Origin of the sequence: Chryseobacterium sp. WLY505, from assembly GCF_030846215.1 — a bacterium.
In the GTDB taxonomy this organism is placed as follows: domain Bacteria; phylum Bacteroidota; class Bacteroidia; order Flavobacteriales; family Weeksellaceae; genus Chryseobacterium.
In genome coordinates this window covers 1024366-1042627 of the sequence record NZ_JAVCWI010000001.1, presented here as the reverse complement: position 1 = coordinate 1042627, position 18262 = coordinate 1024366, and the positions used below count along the sequence as shown (strand labels likewise).

Below are 18262 nucleotides of genomic sequence, written 5' to 3'. Positions count from 1 at the left end.
TAATTTTCTTTTTAATGACTTTTAAAAGTATATTTGCACGGTAATTATCAACATAATCGGGGATGAAAAATATATACTTTTTACTTTTTTTATTGAATTCTATACTAATTTCTTCAACGGTAAGGTATGTGAATGCTAATTCCAATGCTGGAATTGCACCTTACACTTCTTGGGCTACAGCAAGTAATGATTTACAGACAGTCATCAATGCGAGCCAGATTGGGGATGAAATCTGGGTATCCAGCGGAACTTATATTCCAGCACGAGATCCCTTTGGAAACAGCTCTCCTTCGGATAGTCGGGATAAAACGTTTTATTTAAAAGACGGTATTTCTGTGTATGGTGGATTTAATGGAACTGAGATATCTTTAACAGAGCGAAATATCAACAATAATATAACAATTCTGAGCGGTGATATAGGTACCTTAGGAACTAAAACTGACAACTGTTACCATGTTGTATTGTTTTCTGGTCATAGTACCAATGCAATTGGTGTGAGATTAGATGGATTTTCTATTACTAATGGCTTTGCGAATGGTACTGTTAATAATAATCTAAACGGAAATGTTGCTTCGAGATTAGCAGGTCCTGCCATCTATTTTATTAACGGAAATAATACAATTTCCAATAACAGGATTTATTTGAACTCCGGCTATTCAGGTGGAGGAATTTATACTTCAAATGGTAATAATATCATTTCAAACAATGAGATTTATAATAATAAAGCTTTTTATGACGGCGCAGGTGTGATTGTATTTCAAGGAACCAATACCATTACCAACAACTATATTCACGATAATACTGCTACGGGCGATGGTGGAGGGATCTATGCGGTTTTGGGTGTAAATAATGTAATCAGTAAAAATGTAATTGCTAAAAATAAAGCTGGGATCAGCCAGATTGATACCTATTATTATGGCGGTGGTGGTATTTATACTGAAAAGGGTTCAAATCTCATTGTAAATAATCTGCTTTACGAAAATACTTCAAACTATATGGGAGGTGGAATTTTTCTTTATTACGGAAGCAATAAAGTCATCAACAATACCATTTATAAAAATACAGGAACAAGAGGAGGCGGATTTTTTACCTATTTGGGAAATAATTATGTAAAAAATAATATATTCTGGGGTAATATCAATGGTACGGATAGTCAGCCCGGAGCAGATTATAAAAATCATAATGACTGGCCCGCTGAAAATTACTTCTACAATAATCTTTTTCAGCTGCCGCAGGGATTTTATACTTTGGCAAACCAAAATTCTTTATATGGTTATCCCAATAATATATTCCAGACTAATCCCGGCTTTACAGATGAAACCAATATTGTTGGAGCTGATGGAATTTTAAGAACTTCAGATGATGGATTATCCTTGTTACCCGGTAGTGTTGCTGTTAATTACGGAGTATTAACGGATGCTCCTGCAGATGATATAAGAGGAGTAGCCCGTATGGGTAACCCGGATGCCGGAGCTTATGAATTGATGGGAAGTCTTGGTGTTGCAGAAGTATCCATTAATGATTTTAAAATTTATCCAAATCCTGCTAAAGATGTTTTAAATATAAAAACTGGTCATAAAATTTTAAAGGTGGAGATCTTTAATCTCACAGGGCAGCTCATAAAAACTACAAAAGAATCAAAAATAAATATTTCAGAACTTCCGACTGGAAACTATATCCTAAATGTCGTTACAGAAAATAAGATCATTACAGAACAATTTATTAAGGAATAAATTATCTTTAATTCTTACCCTATTTTAGCCTTTCAAAATCTGAAAGGCTTTATTTTTTTCAAGTCTGTGTAATAACTTTTCGCTTGATTTACTGTAGCCTAAAGGGCTGCAAAATAAATTCTATGATCAGTGACTAAAACACTTATATTTGTTTAAGGAGAATCGTGAGAAAAATCTCACTCAACTCACTTTAATCAAAGCTATTAACATGAAAAAACTTTTTACAATTCTTATTGCTTTTTTTGCAATAAAATCCTATTCCCAATCGGGTTCCCAATCTTATTTTAAACGACTTTTTGATACCAGAGGACTCGACCAGTGGGATGGTAATTCTACCAGTCAGGATCAGCTTGAGTTTGCCTGGGGCGTGCCTTCCCACATGGAAGCACTGGTTTTGATGTATGAAAAAACACACGAGAAAAAATATGCTGAAACTTTAATCAAGTGTATCGGAAATACAATAGACAGGAGAGATGATTTGAGAAATCCTACATTGGGATACCCGATAATTTATGATTATCGCCATGTTTCCGGTGCTGCCTGGTCTACTAACCATTATAATGCCGTATCAGATACAACAGGATTACCTTATTCTCATTTGGTACATAGTGCCAATATTACATATCCTATGGCTAAGTTTGCAGCAATCGTTAGAAAAGATAGTACTATTCAAAACTTAACATATAATTCAACAGGACGTTATGCAGGCCAAAACTATATTACAATTGCTGATGACCTTATCCAAAAAATAAAAGAAACACTTGCTTACCACGCAGCCCAGTGGTTTATAGAACCTGGTTCTAACAACACGATAGGGTATTACAAGGAACGCAGCGATAATAATCCACCAATAGGTTTTCCGGGCGAAATTTTACCTTTTAATATGCAAAGCTCCGTAGGAAGAGTGCTGGTGCAGATGTATAGGGCAACGGATGAAAACAATTATCTTGTCCAGCTCAATCAAATTGCCAATTTTATAAAAGCAAATACACAGCTTAATGCCAGCTTAGGATCTAATGTTTGGACCTATTGGAAGCACGATACTTTGCGCGAAGATATTTCTCATGCTGATTTAACGGCAGCTTTTCCTTATGAATGTAACAGGTATGGTATTTCAATCAATGGAAATCTTATTTATACTACTGCAGATATCAATGCTTATACTAAAACGTTGACAAAAGATATTTATATTTCCCCTCTGCATATAAAAAATGGGGTTAATTATAATGATGAGAATTGGAATATTAAATATAATATTAATACCTCTGACCCTACTGTGACTCCTAGATATGGCACTTACACCGCTTATTTATGGTTGTATTTATCTCAATATGATGATAAAACGCTGTATCAGATAGTTTCAGATTTACAGGCTGCTAAAAATTACTATAGTAATATAACGGTATTTGATTCTTCGATCACATGGGCTCTTTTATCAAATTTTGAAAACTTAATTGTGCCTGTCAATACAGATCATGAGTATGGAGAAGACTCTGATTGGAGAGGTGTTGCCAGCGGTAATTTTGATGGAGATAACGATGATGAATTTGTTGTTATCAGAAATTTTGACGGCTTAATGCAGACCTTAGAACCCTATGACAGAGCCTTTCGTCAGGTTAGCACCAGTAAAGTATATGGTGGTTTCAATAACTGGAAAGGACTGGCTGCAGGTGATTTCTTTGGAGATAATAAAAGTGAGATTATTGCTTTAAACGATCATGCAGATGCCAACGAAAATGGTATTTATGTCTTGAAAATTGAAAACGGCAGTATTGTGGAACATACAAGATATACCGGATGGGGAGCTCAGTCAGAGTGGGTAGGTGTAGTTGCTGGAAACTTTATCAGTGGTGGAAAAGATGATGTTATCACAGTAAGAAATTTTAATAAAGAAGCCAGAGTGAGCAAATTTGTTGGGACAGACATGCAATCAGTATATTTAAATACACTTAATCTGCCTGCAAGTTCTAAAATCAAAGCAGTAGCATCAGGTGATCTTGATAAAGATGGTAAAGATGAATTAGTACTGCTTGTGGATGCTGATGATAATAACGCTATCTATAATGGTATCCATGTTTATCGGGTAAGTGATAGTGGCGTTCTTACAAAAATTACTGAATTTACAAACTGGGGTTCAGCTTCAGACTGGAAGGGGCTGGCTGTGGGAGATATTGATGCCGATGGTGCTGCTGAAATTATTGCTCACAGGAATTTCGACGGGGATTATAAATTATTTAAAATGAATGGAAATGTCTTATCCGGCATTACTGCTGAAAAATTTCCGATTCCACAAACCCGGAATAATATAATGTGTTTCGGAAATTTTGATCCAAGTACTAAGAATGAAGAGTTGGCTACCCTTAGAAAAGACGGAGGTATTGTCATGTTTTCTGCTGCAAATGTTACGAATAGTGTAAACAGCATGAATAACAGAAATCAGGAAGATCCTTGTAAAAATGAGCTGCCAGACGTTTTATACAGTTTCCTGAAATCAGCACCTTTTAACAAAGAAGAATCAAAAGAAATTGTTTCAGTTGAATAAAAGAATGGGAATAATAGTAGATTCATATTCAATAGAACGGGCTGTCGCCCGTTTTTTTATGCATTGTTGGTTTTACCGCATAAAAAAAGCATCTTTTTCAGATGCTTGTGTTTTTAGATATTCTTTTTTTAAACCTCGTCGTCAGAATCAATTGTATATGATCTGCTTTTGAAGTCTTTGTCATGTTTTTCTGAAATTACATCCTCACCCTTTTCATTAATGATGAAATCTGTGGACTCATTAAACATCTCCTGGAAACTCTTAAAATCTTCCTTGTAAAGGTAAATTTTATGCTTCTCGAATGTAGCTTCCCCATTCTCTCCGAAATTCTTCTTACTCTCAGTGATTGTAAGATAATAATCTCCTGCTTTCGTCTCGCGCACATCAAAGAAATAAGTTCTTCTCCCTGCTTTTAACACCTTCGTGAAAATCTCATTTTCATGGCGTTCCTTGTATTCACTCATTGTTAGATATTTTTTAATCTTGTTAAGAACAAATATAAAAGAATTCTTTTAATCACAAAATTTTTTTTATGATTTATTTAACAATTGAGAACGAAATGGCTATGCAGTTACAGAATTGGCAATTTCGGTCAGGTTGATAATCTGATGGGCTTTTTGGGCGCTAGACTCTCTGTGTGTGATGATTATGGAAGTAGCGTTACTGATTTTTTTGTCAATATTTTCCAGAATATTCTGCTCCGTTTCAGTGTCCAGGGCAGACAAAGAATCGTCAAAAATAATGATATTGGGGTCCTTAATTAATGCTCTTGCGATACAAATTCTTTGCTTCTGTCCCCCCGAAAGCATCACTCCGCGTTCACCAACAAGTGTTTTATATTGGTCTTTAAACTCTACAATATTTTTGTGAACATCTGCAATATTGGCGTACTCTACTACCTTCTCGTGAGAAGGATGATCAATGGCAAAACCAATATTATTTTCTATAGAATCAGAGAATAAATAGCTCTCCTGAGGAATATATCCGATAAAATTTCTGTAGTTTTCAAGATTATGTTCTTTCAGGTTTTTACCATCAATTAAAATTTCCCCTTCCGTAGGATCTATTAACCTGCATAATAATAAGGCAATCGTTGATTTTCCACTACCGGTTTTACCCATAATAGCCAACGATTCTCCGGCGTTTACTTTAAAACTTAGATTGTCCAGTGCTTTGATTCCCGTATTAGGATATACGTAGGAAACATTTCTGAATTCTATATTTCCTTTGATCGGATAGTTTTCAAAATTAGTATTAATGATCTCTGATTTTTTATCCATGAATTCATTGATCCTCTGCATAGAGGCCTCAGCTCTCTGGTTGACAGAAGTTACCCATCCTACCATAGAGAAAGGGAAAATCAGCGTGTTGATATACATAAAGAAATCGGCAATCTTACCAATGCTTAATTCTCCTGCAATGTATTTTGTACCACCAATCCAGATAATGGCAACATTTAATAATCCGATCACAAAAAGAATAATGGTGAAGAAATAGGCTTCTGTTTTGGCAAGATCCAAAGCTTTATTCTGATAATCGGTAACTTTGATGCCGTAGTTTTTTTCAATGTATTTTTCTCTTGCGAAAAATTTTACCACACGGATTCCTGAAAAGCTGTCCTGTACAAAAGTAGAAATTGCAGACTGGCTTTTCTGCATGATCTTCGACTTTTTGTTGATAATAGAACTTACCTTATAAATAGCAAAAGATAAAATAGGAAGCGGAAGTAAAGTCCACATCGTCATGGAAGCATCCGTCTTTACCATGTAAATAGCTGTAATCAGCACCAGTACAATCAAATTCGCTACATACATTACCCCGGGACCAAGATACATTCGCACTGCAACAACATCTTCGCTCAATCTGTTCATCAAGTCTCCGATGGTGGTTTGTTTATAATCCGTTAAAGATAAATCCTGATAATGTCTGTAGATTTTATTTTTAAGTTCGTATTCTATTCTTCTGGAGGCAACAATGATGGTCTGTCGCATCATAAAAGTGAAGAATCCTGTTAGAAGAGAACATCCTACAATAATTCCAACATAAATTAAAACCTGCTGGTTGAAACCAAGGTTCCCACTTTTTGTAAGTTCATCCACAGATTTTCCTACAAACTGAACCTTATATATATTAAAGAAATTACTGGCGATGATAAAGAGTACCCCCCAAAACAATAGTATTTTGTGTTTCCAAAAATAAGGGTTTAAGGTTTTTAGCGCTTTCATATAGTTTGACAAAATTACAAAAATGTCATCACACTACGAATTTCATCAATTTTAAATTTTGTATCTTTGCACCCATAAAAAAGCTCTTTGAATGTTAGGAAGACGACAAATCCGTGAAAAAGTAGTACAGACCGTGTATTCTTACTACCAAAATCCTGTAAAATTTGATGTTTTAGAGAAAAACATGTTTGCCGGGATAGAGAAAATCTATTATCTATACATCTATCAGCTCAACTTTTTGGTGGGTTTGAAAGATTTGGCAGAAAATCAGATCGAAATTGGTAAGAATAAATTTCTTAAAACTGATGCTGATATTAATCCTAACCAAAAATTCATCAATAACCAGGTATTGCGCAAGCTGGAAGAAAACCCTGAAAGATTATTTTTTACAGGCCAGCACAAGCAGTTGAAATGGGATATGCATGATGATTTATTGGTAAAAACTTTCCAGAGAATTACTGCTGGGAAACGTTATCAGGATTTCATGAAAGAAGAAGGATATTCTTTCGAAGAAGATCAGAAATTTATAGGTAAATTATTTCTGAGGTATATTGCTGAAAATGAAGATTTTCATGATTACCTGGGAGATAAGGAGCTTTCATGGTACGATGATATCCATATTGCCAATTCCATGGTACAAAAAACAATCGGTTTCCTGAGAGAAGATGAAGAAAGCAGAACTTTGATCAAAATGATTAAAGATGAAGAAGATAAAACATTCGCTGTAAAGTTGTTGAAAGATACCTTAAACAACTGGGAAAACAATGAAAAGAAACTGGAAGAAAGACTGGAAAACTGGGATCTGGAAAGAGTTTCTTTAATGGATAAAGTAATTTTGTCTACAGCCATTGCAGAGCTTGATAACTTTGCTTTCACCCCTTCAAGAGTGATCATTAATGAATATATTGAAATTGCAAAAGTATTTGCTACAGACCGTTCCAATATCTTCATCAATGGTATTTTAGATAAATATTGTAAAGATCAAAATAGAATATAAAATGAAAAAGACGTTATCAATTATCGCCTTGTCTATTATAGGATTTGGGTTAGTTTCATGTAAAAAAGAAAACAAAGAAACTCAAAGTGCTGAAGCTGCAGCTACTGATTCTGCATCTGTTGTAGCTCCCCTAACTACTGATTCTGTAGCAGCACCTGTAAATAGTGAAGCAGCTGCTCCGGTTTCTAACGAGCCATCTACTTCTGTAGCTTTATCTGAAAACAGCTTTGATTTTGGAAAAATCAAAAAGGGAGATAAAGTAGAACACGTATACGAAATTACCAACACAGGTAAAAACCCATTGATTATTTCTGAAGTGAAGCCTGGATGCGGATGTACAGCTCCCGATTTTACAAAAGAGCCAATCATGCCTGGTAAAAAAGGAAAAGTTACATTACACTTTGATTCTTCAAGCTTCGACGGAAACGTTCAGAAGTATGCAGACGTTTTTGCTAATGTAGAAAAAGCTCCAATCAGATTAACGTTCACTGCGAACATTCAACCCTAATATTTAAAATATGCTGACACTATTTTTACAGGCACAAGGTGGATCTTCACCTATGATGCTGATCATGATGGGAGTGATGTTTGTAGGATTTTATTTCCTGATGATCAGACCTCAGATGAAAAAGCAAAAGCAGGAGAAAAACTTTCAGGAAAACCTTAAAGTGGGAACAAGAGTAGTTCTTACGTCAGGTCTTCACGGAAGAATTGCTCAGGTTCAGGATGACGGTTTTGTTATCGAAACATTATCTGGAAAACTGAAATTCGAAAAAGCTGCAGTTTCAAGAGAAATGACTGAGGCTCGTTTTGGAGATAAAGCAAAAACTGCTGAGAAGGCAGATGACAAAAAAGAAACAGCAACTGAAGAAAAAAAATAATTCAGTCTGAAAATATGTAGCTGCGGCGGGTGAACTTTGTTCACCCGCCGCAATTTTTTCTACACTAGTTTGAAAATTGTGTCCATTTGTGAAAAACAATTAATGAAATTAGTGTTTAATAAAACAATTATCTTTGCTTCATGAATCAAAACACAAACAAAACCGTTCTTATTCTGGGGGCTAATTCAGATGTAGCGAAACAATGTATAATACAATATGTTGAAAAAGGATTTACAGTTATTGCTGCTTCCCGAAATACAACCGCTTTGAATAATTTCATTGATTCAAAAAATCTGGACCGCTCAAAAGTCTCTGTTTTGTATTTTGATGCTGCTGATTTTGATTCTCATCGTCAGTTTTATGCCAGTCTTTCTGTACAACCTCATATTGTAGTTTATGCCGCAGGTTTTTTAGTAGACAATCAAAAAGCACTGACCGATTTCAAAGGAGCGAAACAAATGATGGAAGTCAATTATATGGGTGGAGTTTCTATCCTGAGTATTATTGCAATGGATAAAAGCAATACCAGCCTGGAAAGAATAATCGGACTCTCTTCCTTGTCCGGAGTCAGAGGAAGAAAAAGCAATTTTGTCTATGGCAGTACCAAAGCTGCATTTACACAGTTTCTGGCTGGATTAAGACAGGAATTAGCTTCCCGGAAAATTATTGTAAATGCCCTGGTTATTGGTTATATCAGAACAAAAATCAACGAAGGGTTAAAACTTAATGAATCTCTGATCATGGAGCCGGAGTATGTGGCGAAATTTATTGTCAATGCTGGAAGTTCCTTTACCATTGTTCCAAATTTTAAATGGAAAATTATCTACCATATTCTTAGGCTTTTACCTGAAAATCTTGCCGCAAAATTACCTTAAGGAATGTTCCTTGATATTTTTTTTCTTTGAATACTGTCCACTTCGGTATCGTTTTTGTAACTCTATGACCGAAAAATTATTTCTTCCTGCAAGATTCAATTTCTGAATGATTATTGAGTAAAGCAGAAATATTCCGTTCTGCTGTCAATCTATTTTAGAGGATAAAATATAGTTTACTTTCACTGATAACAGTGCAGGGTGAATTCTTTTTTTTCCAAATCCTGCAGAAGATGTCAATACTTTTATTGATATAAATAGTAAAACACATAGTATACAATGGACGATTTAGAATTGAACAAGATTCAACAACACTGGGATACCTTAATTTCTTCAGCAATTTCATGGGCACCGAGAATTTTTACTGCAGTCATTTCCGCATTATTGATTTATCTTATCGGATCATGGATGATCAGAATGATAAAGAAACTGGTTGAAAAAGGTTTCAAAAAAAGAAATATGGAAGCTTCGCTGCAGCATTTTCTTTTAAATATTATCAACTGGGGACTTAATATTCTGCTATTTATTGTTGTTGTAACGCAGCTTGGAGTACAGACTTCTGCATTTGTCGCAATGATTGGTGCCGCAGGTTTGGCAGTAGGTCTAGCTTTACAGGGATCTTTAACAAATTTTGCAGGTGGAATCTTAATTCTACTATTAAAACCATTTAAGATTGGTGATTTTATTTCTACCAATTCAGGGGTTTCGGGGACTGTAGATGCCATAGATATCTTTCATACAAAACTGATCACCCCGCAAAACCAATTGATCGTTATTCCTAATGGAGTCGTTTCCAATAACAGTATTACCAATTTTACCCAATTGGGAACAAGGAGAACATCACTGGATATCGGAATTGCTTATGATGCGGATCTTAGGCAGACCAAGGATATTTTAATGAACGTCATTAAGAATAATCAATATGCTCTTGCAACACCTGCCCCACAGGTGGTGGTGACTGAATTGGGAGACAGTGCTGTCAATGTATCCGTAAGAGTAAGTACTTCTACTGAAAATTTCTGGACGATGAACGAAGAACTAATCATCGGTTGTAAAGAAGCTCTCGATAAAGCTGGAATCGGAATTCCTTTTCCACAGAGAGATATTCATGTTTATAATCAATAATTATATTTAATTTTTTTAAGAAGCTCCTGCATTAGTATAATGTGGGAGTTTTTACTTCTCTTTTTTAGAATAATGCTGAAGAGAATCTAATAAAATTTTATATTCATTCTCCTTAAACTCAGATTCTGTAAAAATGAAATTGTTATTAACCATATTTAAAATAAGGTATTGGTCAACCATTTTATACTGAGTTTTATTCCAGACGCAGTTGATGGTATTGAATGGATTTTTAACGGTAATACTATCCTGATGAAGTGTTATAAAGCTTATTTCATCATGTTTTCTTCTGAGGTCATCAATTTGTTCTTCGATTAATTTAAAGGTTTTATTTTTAGTATTGAAATACTGATATAACAGAAGGAAAATATATCCTACAAATAAGAAACTTCCATATTTAAAAATAATGGCAACAGGACCAAGATTCAAAGATTTTATAGGAAGAAATCCTAATGCGAGGAATACAACAGCATATATGATTGCTTTTTTTAGTTCAACAAAGTGCTTTTTCCATGTATACTGAAAGAAAAATTTCTGATTTTCTCTTTCTATGTTTTCATTGAAATATAACTGCAATCTGATAGGCTCCTCCATGATTAAAAGTTTTGCGGGCAAAAATAGAGAAATTAATCAATATTCTGCAGCAGTTCCAATGCCTTCATCATATCAATTCCTTTACCCAGAACAGCTTTGAACAACTCTCCTTTTTCTTTAATTCTGTCAAGAGCATTGTTAATAGTAAAATCGGTAGGTTTCAGTCCGGGTTTCAATTCATCCCATTCCAAAGGCATAGAAACGGAGGCACCTTGTTTAGGTCTCAGGCTGTAAGCGCTGGCAAGAGTCTGGCCTGTTCTGTTCTGCAAATAATCCAGATAAATTTTTTTGTTATCCCTTTTTTGAAGGCTTCTTTCCAAAGTGGTAATCTTCGGCAGTTTTTCATTCACCTGTTTCATAAGGATATGAGCAAAATCTTTTACCTGATCGAAATCGTAATGAGCTCCCATAGGAATATAGATATGAATTCCTGTGCTTCCGGAAGTTTTACAATAACCTTTTATTTTAATAGTTTTTAAAACCTCATTCACCTGAAGCGCTGTTTCAATTACCTCATCAAATGTATTTTTTGAAGAAGGGTCAAGATCCAAAACCAGATAATCCGGATGCTCAAGATCCGGTAAAGAACTGTTCCATGGGTTGAGATCAATACACCCTAAATTATTCAGATAAGCCAAAGTCGCTTTATCGTTGCAGTACATATAATCAATGTATTTATCATTCGATTCAGAATATACCTGGGTGGTTTTTATCCAGTCCGGAATATGATCTCCGGCATCTTTCTGATAAAAACTCTGCTTGTCAATTCCATTGGGAAACCGGTTGAGAGAAAGCGGACGATTTTTTAAGTAAGGTAAAATATATCGGGCTACGGATTGATAATATTCAATGACATCTCCTTTTGTAATACCATCTTTAGGAAAATAAACTTTATCCTGATTGGTCAGTTTTACAAGATGTTTATCCAAAGTGATCTCTTTTTCTTTCTCACTAGCCTCTGCTTTTTTTAATGTAGCTTTTGATTTCATTTCTTTAGGTTTTTCGGTGAAGGATGGATCTTTAAGGTCATCCGGGTTTTTGTCCTCTCTGATTGTGATAAAAACAGGATGCCTGAATATTCCGTCCCTGGTAATCTCAGAATATTTGATTTCGCATACCAGTTCAGGTTTTACCCATGTTACCGGCATATTGGTTTTAGGAACCTGTTCGAACGGAGATGACTTTACAATTATTTTTTGCAGTTTCTCATATACTTCTTTTAAAGAAACCGTATTGAAACCTGTGCCTGTATGGCCACAGTAAGTAAGCTCACCATCAATAAATTTTCCTAAAATCAGGGCTCCGAAACTTTCCCGTGAACCTCTGGGTTCTGTAAAACCACAAATAATCACTTCTTCTGTATTGGAAAATTTGATTTTAAGCCAATCAGTGGTTCTGCTGTTTTCAATATATAAACTCTCTGCCCGCTTTGCAATCATACCTTCCAGTTTCATTTTTTTCATCTGTGCAAAAAAATCAATACCCTTTTCGGGAATATGATCGCAGTATTTGATCTGCTGGGTTTCTGTTAAAGCTTCCTTTAAAAGTTCTTTTCTCTGGATCAGAGGAATTTCTTCGGTAGAATGACCATTCAGCCATAGAAGGTCAAAAACCTGATAAACAAGAGCTGCATTGGGATTATCTCCGATTTGCTGCAAAAGCTGAAAATTAGGCTTCCCTTGTTCGTCGTAGGCTACAACTTCGCCGTCCAGGATCATATGATGTTTCTGTTTGTCGAAATCCTGGGCAATTTTGTCAAATTTTGATAAAAAAGAAATTCCGTTCCGGGAATAGAAGAGCGGAGCATCATGGCTGAGGTCAGCAACAGCTCTGTAGCCGTCCCATTTTATCTCAAAGATCCAGTCTTTATCATTGAAGGCTTTCTCTGAAAGTTTGGCCAACATAGGTTTGATAAAAGACTTTAATTTTTTTTCGTTTGTTAAAGAATTAAAATTTCTGAATGGTTTTTCAGAAGTTATGACTTCTTTTTTTCTTTTATTTTTAGGTTTTTTTTTTCCTCTAAAAACTGAGTGACCAGAGACTTTGGTGAAGTGTTTTCTTCAGCATTGTAAGGACTTTCTGCAAATTCATCTTTGTGTTTGATGAGCAGCCATGAGTTATCATCCGTATTTTTCATTTTAACCAGAGCAAATTCACCTTTCAGCTTTTTGCCATGTAAAATAAATTTTAAAGAACCTGCATGCAATTCCTTCAGCAGTTCTTTTTCGTCAGATAGTTTAGAATTTTCTTCCAGAGGTTCATAAGTTCCGCTGTCCCATACTTCCACTTGTCCGGCACCATAATTCCCTTCCGGGATATTTCCTTCAAAATCTTTATAATCGTAAGGGTGATCTTCCACCATCATCGCAAGACGTTTGTCTTTCGGGTCTAATGACGGGCCTTTCGGAACCGCCCAGCTTTTCAGTACACCTTCCATTTCAAGCCGGAAGTCATAATGAAGCCGGCTTGCGGCATGCCTCTGAATCACAAAAATCAGTTTGTCTTTGCTTTTTTTTGCTTTTCCTTTTGGTTCGCTGGTCTCATCGAACTTTCTTTTGTTATGATAATCTTTTAAAGCCATTATGATGCGGATTTGGATTTGGAACTGCTTAGACTTGCTTTTAACTGTGCCATCAGATCAATCACTTTACCTTCTTTTGCAGGCTGAACTTTTTTGGCTTTAATATTTTTACCTTTTGCTTTCTGTTTAATGATCTTCATGAGCTCATCAGAATAGGTATCTTTATACATGGCAGGATCAAATTCCTGAGAAAGCTGTTCTATAAGATTAACAGCCATTTTAAGTTCTGCAGGTTTCGGAGCCTTTTGAGCAGGGATTTTTAAGTCTGTATAATTTCTTATTTCCTGGTTGAATCTCAACCGGTTCAAAACCAGGATCTCTTCATTGTAAGGCCGTATCAATCCGATGGCTTCAGTCTCACGGAGTACAAATGTTCCGATTCCTACCATGGATGTTTTTTCAAGTGCTTTCAATAAAAGCCTGTAGGCACTTTCTCCATTTTTCTGGGGTTCCAGATAATAAGGGGTTTCAAAATACACACTGTCTACTTCCTCTTCTTTGACGAACTGATCAATAGAAAGGATTTTTGTCTTTTCAGGGCTTGCGGCTTCGTAATCTTCTTCATCAAGAACGATATATTTTTCGTCCATGAGATAACCTTTAACGATATTTTCCCACTTAACTTCTTTTCCTGTGTTTTCATTCACCCTTTTAAACCGGATATTGGAAAAATCAGACTTGTCAAGCATATCGAGATCTAATTTTGTGGTTTCTGTTGCTGAGTAAATTTTAACAGGAATGTTTACTAAACCGAAGCCAATAGCGCCGTTCCAAATTGCTTTCATTGTCTTACGTTTTTAAAAATCAAGCAATTAACATGCCGTTGGAAGCCTGTGTGGTACCTTTTGCAGGGTTTGTTGCCAAATGACAATTGTTTTTAGCAATGACTTTTATATCTTTATATTTCCGCAATCCGTGGGTAAAACAGAAATATGGAAGAGCTTTTTACTTATATCAAAAAATTTGGAACACTGAATCCTCAGGATGAACTTTTACTTGCTGAAGGCATTCAGGAAATCACTGTGAAGAAGGGAGAACCTTTTGTAGAAGCAGGAAAGGTGAGCCAAAGAATTGCTTTTGTGAAAGAAGGGGTTTTCCGGTCTTTGTATTATAATAAACAGGGTGATGATTTTACCAGATATTTCATCTATGAAGGCAGATTTATAGGAGATTTTCAAGGCTTTACAGATCAGCTGCCTGCGCATGAAGATATCGAAGCGATTACGGATGCTGTACTGCTGGTGATTGATCTTAAACATTTTAAACTGCTGGAAGAGAAAATTGCGGTATGGCCGGTTTTGTTTGCAAGAATCCATGCTTTTGTTGTTGAGAATAAACTGAAAGTTGCCAGTATCATGCTCAATCAGGATGCGAAATCACGGTACATTCATTTTTTAAATCATTATCCGGGGCTTGCTAACAGAGTTCCACAGTCTATGCTGGCTTCTTATCTTGGCGTGACACCTTCTTCTTTAAGTAGAATCAGAAGAAATATAGTCTAGAATTATTAATGATAATTGATAGATGATATTATTTTGAGTGGGAAAGTAATAGGGTAGGTGAGTTGTTACTAAGTTCTAACATCTAGCTTCTGATTTCTCAAGAAATCTCTTTTTGTCAAATGACAATGGTCTTTCTTCTTGACTGTCATAGCTTTGTCCCATAAAATTTAAAGTACGAATATGGATATTGTATTAGGATTACAATGGGGTGATGAAGGGAAAGGAAAGTTTATTGACCTGATCAGTGAAAATTATGACATTACAGCACGTTTTAATGGTGGATCTAATGCAGGGCACAGCATAGAGAGAAACGGCCGAAGAATTACGCTTAAAATGATTCCTTCGGGGATTTTTATGAAAGGAGTGCAGAATGTTATTGGTACAGGAACTGTGCTGGATCCTGTAAGTTTTAAAAAAGAAATTGCAAATCTTCAGTTATTTGATGAAACGGTTCAGCCGGAAAACAATGTGATTATTTCATTGAAAGCTCACTTTGTACTGCCTACTCATAAACTTCTGGATGTTTTTATGGAGGAAAGTTCTGATTATACAACCATCGGAACCACCAAAAACGGGATTGCACAGGCTTATTCAAATAAAATTTTAAGACAGAATGTAAGAGTAGGAGATATGTTTACTCCTGACTTCAGAAGCAGAGTACAGCATATTTTAGAAAGAGATTATAAGATGCTGACTGCTGAAGGTATGACACTGCCTTCTCTGGAGGAAATAAGTAATGAATTTTTTGAAGCGGTAGATTTTCTGAAAAAATTCCAATGCACAGAAACTGAGATATATTTAAATAACGCTCTGGCAGAAGGTAAAACAATTTTAGCAGAAGGATCTCAGGCTGCTATGCTGGATATTGACCACGGAACATATCCGTATGTTACTTCTTCTTCCACCACGGCTTCAGGAGCGAGCAGCGGTTTAGGTGTTTCACCGAAAAAGATCGGTGAGATATTTGGAATTGCAAAAGCTTACTGTACAAGAGTAGGGAACGGAGTTTTTCCAACTGAATTATTTGATGAACTAGGTGAAGAGATCAGAACAAAAGGGAATGAGTTTGGTTCCAATACCGGACGTCCGAGAAGAACAGGATGGTTGGATCTTCCTGCTTTAAAGTATGCCGTAATGATCAATGGAGTGACTCAGCTGGTTCTGACAAAGGCTGATGTTTTAAGTGGATTGAAATCCGTAGCAGTTTGTACCCATTATGAACTGGAAAACGGAGAGATTGTAACTGCTTCAGGTTTACTTCCTGAAAACGGAAAACCTATATTAAAATGGATGAATGGCTGGGAAGCGGATTTTTCTGCGATGAAAAGTCCTTCAGAATTACCCGAAGAAGTCAACGAGTTTCTTTCGTTCTTGGAAGAAGAATTAGGAATTCCTGTGGCTTATCTTTCAACCGGGCCGGGAAGAAATGAAATGTTGAAATTAATCTAATAGATAGTTTTAAATATAGAAAGAGGTTAGGAAATTTATTTCCTAACCTCTTTTCTTGTATGAAGAAATTTAGTTAACTTTTGTAAGGATGAAGCGTTGTTTTGTTGAAGGCTGAACCGTCTGATCAGTTGTACCGATTACAATAGGGGTAAGATTGGTTGTTGTGCCGTTTTTTACCTCTAATCTCAATGCTGGTGCGTTCTTAGGAGCAAATCCAAAACCATTATTTCCTAAATTGAATAATAACCATTTTTGAGAATCTGTATTAGCATTGGTTCTTAATTCAACAGCTGTTCCATTCGTTGTTCCGTTACTTTTCACGGTTAATACCTTTGTAGGATCCAATATAGATTTGATGGTATAGTAACCATGATCTGATTTGGTGAAAGTAAATCTCTGGTTATTTCCTGTAGAAGCTGAATACAGTATGATGCTGGTGCCGTCGGTAGTTGAACTTCCTGAAACATCTACATTTTTATCACTTGCTAAAGCTGTTGTCATAGTATACGTTCCGTTTACTGTAGAAGTAGCATTAACAGGTCCATACAAATGATTGATACCAGCATAATCACCTGCAGACAATCCTGTTCTTTGCTTGGTGAATGTAGATCCATCCAGCTTAGTCATTACCGGCTGACTTGAGTCTATAGCAAAGTCTGTAGATTGATACATCATGACTGAACCGAAATCAAAAGCACCATGTCCTGCATAATCATTGTAAAGATTGAAGTTATGACGGCTTCCTTCTACAGCCTTGTTAACATCTACAATGATGTACTGATCTCTATCCGGGCGGCACTGCTCATGCATGATTCCCATAGAATGCATGATTTCGTGGGCGATAATAGCGGGATAAGTAATATTATAGATTTTTATACCGTTAACTCTGTTTTTTTGCCATCCAAGCGGAGAACTGTTGGACGTTGTATAGGTAAAGGTGATATATTCTGTTTGATTGGTTCGTTCAACAAACTGCATGCTGGTCTGTGAAGAAATCATATCAAATGCTTTGTTGATATTGGTCAGGAAAGTATTGTAATTCTGAGTACTCATACTTCCCTGGCTGGGTAATGTATAGTAGACGGTTGCATCCGGCCATGTCTTGATAAAGGAGCTTACAATGGTACTTTTCTCTGCTGTTGAGGTTCCTGGGTTGGCCTGCTTTTGTAATACATTAAACTGTTCGGGGCTAATGGTAATATCTTCTGCGTAAAAATATTCACCATTTACTTCGTTAACATAAGTGTATTTTCCGTCAATTAGTAATTTGTGAACCTTTGCATTGTCCAGCTTAGTCGTTGTAAGGTCGATAGATTCTGTTTGTGGATTTTCAATATCCGATCTGCATGAATTCAGTGCCAGAACAAGGCATCCTGATAATAGTAATAGTTTGCTTTTCATATTATTTAATATTGGTTGGTGATCAAGGTTTAAAATATGAACAGCTATATTATCATCATACGCATGAGATTATAAAAATACATCAATTCCTAAGTTTTGATGAAGTCTTCATTATAATTCAGCTGTGTAACGTAAATATATTAATAAAAATCATATTTACATATAACATAATATAATGATTGTTTTGTTGGGTTTTTATTTGGAAAATGTATTTATTTCGTTGATTTAATTGTTTTAATTTAATTTTTACTATTAAATTTTAAATTTGATTATTTCACGAATATTTGACATAGTGTATGAAAATGTATATTTTACTAGTGTATAGTTTGTTTTGTTAGAAAATTGATAAATAATGTTAGGATT

The 18262-nt window shown here is 35.6% G+C and carries 16 protein-coding genes; 9 read left to right on the top strand and 7 right to left on the bottom strand.

Annotation, left to right across the window (positions count from 1 at the left end; translation table 11 throughout):
* Positions 1-62: 62 nt before the first annotated feature.
* Positions 63-1733, top strand: a complete 1671-nt coding sequence (locus RAH34_RS04830) for a T9SS type A sorting domain-containing protein (RefSeq protein ID WP_114819487.1) — start codon at positions 63-65, stop codon at positions 1731-1733.
* A 208-nt stretch (positions 1734-1941) separates the two neighbouring features.
* Positions 1942-4275 (top strand): VCBS repeat-containing protein, encoded by a 2334-nt coding sequence (locus tag RAH34_RS04825; protein WP_306595343.1) that lies wholly within the window; start codon positions 1942-1944, stop codon positions 4273-4275.
* 128 nt (positions 4276-4403) lie between these two features.
* Here RAH34_RS04825 and RAH34_RS04820 read toward each other — a convergent pair whose 3' ends face one another.
* Positions 4404-4739: a DUF3276 family protein gene (locus RAH34_RS04820; RefSeq protein WP_002976288.1), complete on the bottom strand. Its 336-nt coding sequence runs from the start codon at positions 4737-4739 to the stop codon at positions 4404-4406.
* Positions 4740-4838: 99 nt separating this feature from the next.
* A complete protein-coding gene (locus RAH34_RS04815; RefSeq protein ID WP_306595342.1) occupies positions 4839-6500 on the bottom strand; it encodes an ABC transporter ATP-binding protein in 1662 nt (553 codons plus the stop codon).
* 91 nt (positions 6501-6591) lie between these two features.
* On the opposite strand from RAH34_RS04815, the gene RAH34_RS04810 reads away from it, so the two are divergent.
* The 5 genes from RAH34_RS04810 (at position 6592) to RAH34_RS04790 (ending at position 10375) form a co-directional block, all read left to right on the top strand.
* Positions 6592-7497: a transcription antitermination protein NusB gene (locus tag RAH34_RS04810; protein ID WP_306595341.1), complete on the top strand. Its 906-nt coding sequence runs from the start codon at positions 6592-6594 to the stop codon at positions 7495-7497.
* 1 nt (position 7498) lies between these two features.
* Complete coding sequence (locus RAH34_RS04805) at positions 7499-8005, top strand: DUF1573 domain-containing protein (protein ID WP_114819483.1); 507 nt, start codon at positions 7499-7501, stop codon at positions 8003-8005.
* 10 nt (positions 8006-8015) lie between these two features.
* Entirely contained in the window at positions 8016-8378 is a 363-nt protein-coding gene (gene yajC / locus RAH34_RS04800) for a preprotein translocase subunit YajC (RefSeq protein ID WP_062675766.1), read from the top strand.
* Between the two features lie 140 nt (positions 8379-8518).
* Positions 8519-9253: an SDR family NAD(P)-dependent oxidoreductase gene (locus tag RAH34_RS04795; protein WP_306595340.1), complete on the top strand. Its 735-nt coding sequence runs from the start codon at positions 8519-8521 to the stop codon at positions 9251-9253.
* A 276-nt stretch (positions 9254-9529) separates the two neighbouring features.
* On the top strand, positions 9530-10375 hold the full coding sequence (locus tag RAH34_RS04790; protein WP_306595339.1) for a mechanosensitive ion channel family protein: 846 nt from the start codon (positions 9530-9532) through the stop codon (positions 10373-10375).
* A 51-nt stretch (positions 10376-10426) separates the two neighbouring features.
* Here the strand turns inward: RAH34_RS04790 and RAH34_RS04785 are convergent, their stop codons facing one another.
* From RAH34_RS04785 to RAH34_RS04770, 4 genes are all read right to left on the bottom strand, one after another.
* Positions 10427-10966 carry a hypothetical protein gene (locus RAH34_RS04785; protein WP_306595338.1) on the bottom strand — a complete coding sequence of 180 codons (540 nt, stop codon included), beginning with the start codon at positions 10964-10966 and terminating at the stop codon, positions 10427-10429.
* Between the two features lie 32 nt (positions 10967-10998).
* Positions 10999-12870, bottom strand: coding sequence for a DNA ligase D (gene ligD, locus RAH34_RS04780; protein ID WP_306595337.1), 1872 nt, complete (start codon positions 12868-12870; stop codon positions 10999-11001).
* 71 nt (positions 12871-12941) lie between these two features.
* Positions 12942-13547, bottom strand: coding sequence for a DNA polymerase ligase N-terminal domain-containing protein (locus RAH34_RS04775; RefSeq protein ID WP_306595336.1), 606 nt, complete (start codon positions 13545-13547; stop codon positions 12942-12944).
* Positions 13547-14332, bottom strand: coding sequence for a Ku protein (locus RAH34_RS04770; protein ID WP_114819477.1), 786 nt, complete (start codon positions 14330-14332; stop codon positions 13547-13549). Before RAH34_RS04770 ends, RAH34_RS04775 begins: the two co-directional genes overlap by 1 nt.
* A gap of 147 nt (positions 14333-14479) precedes the next feature.
* On the opposite strand from RAH34_RS04770, the gene RAH34_RS04765 reads away from it, so the two are divergent.
* A complete protein-coding gene (locus tag RAH34_RS04765; protein ID WP_114819476.1) occupies positions 14480-15049 on the top strand; it encodes a Crp/Fnr family transcriptional regulator in 570 nt (189 codons plus the stop codon).
* A 180-nt stretch (positions 15050-15229) separates the two neighbouring features.
* Positions 15230-16498 (top strand): adenylosuccinate synthase, encoded by a 1269-nt coding sequence (locus RAH34_RS04760; RefSeq protein ID WP_306595335.1) that lies wholly within the window; start codon positions 15230-15232, stop codon positions 16496-16498.
* 69 nt (positions 16499-16567) lie between these two features.
* Here the strand turns inward: RAH34_RS04760 and RAH34_RS04755 are convergent, their stop codons facing one another.
* Positions 16568-17899 carry a M12 family metallopeptidase gene (locus RAH34_RS04755; protein ID WP_306595334.1) on the bottom strand — a complete coding sequence of 444 codons (1332 nt, stop codon included), beginning with the start codon at positions 17897-17899 and terminating at the stop codon, positions 16568-16570.
* Between the last annotated feature and the right edge of the window lie 363 nt (positions 17900-18262).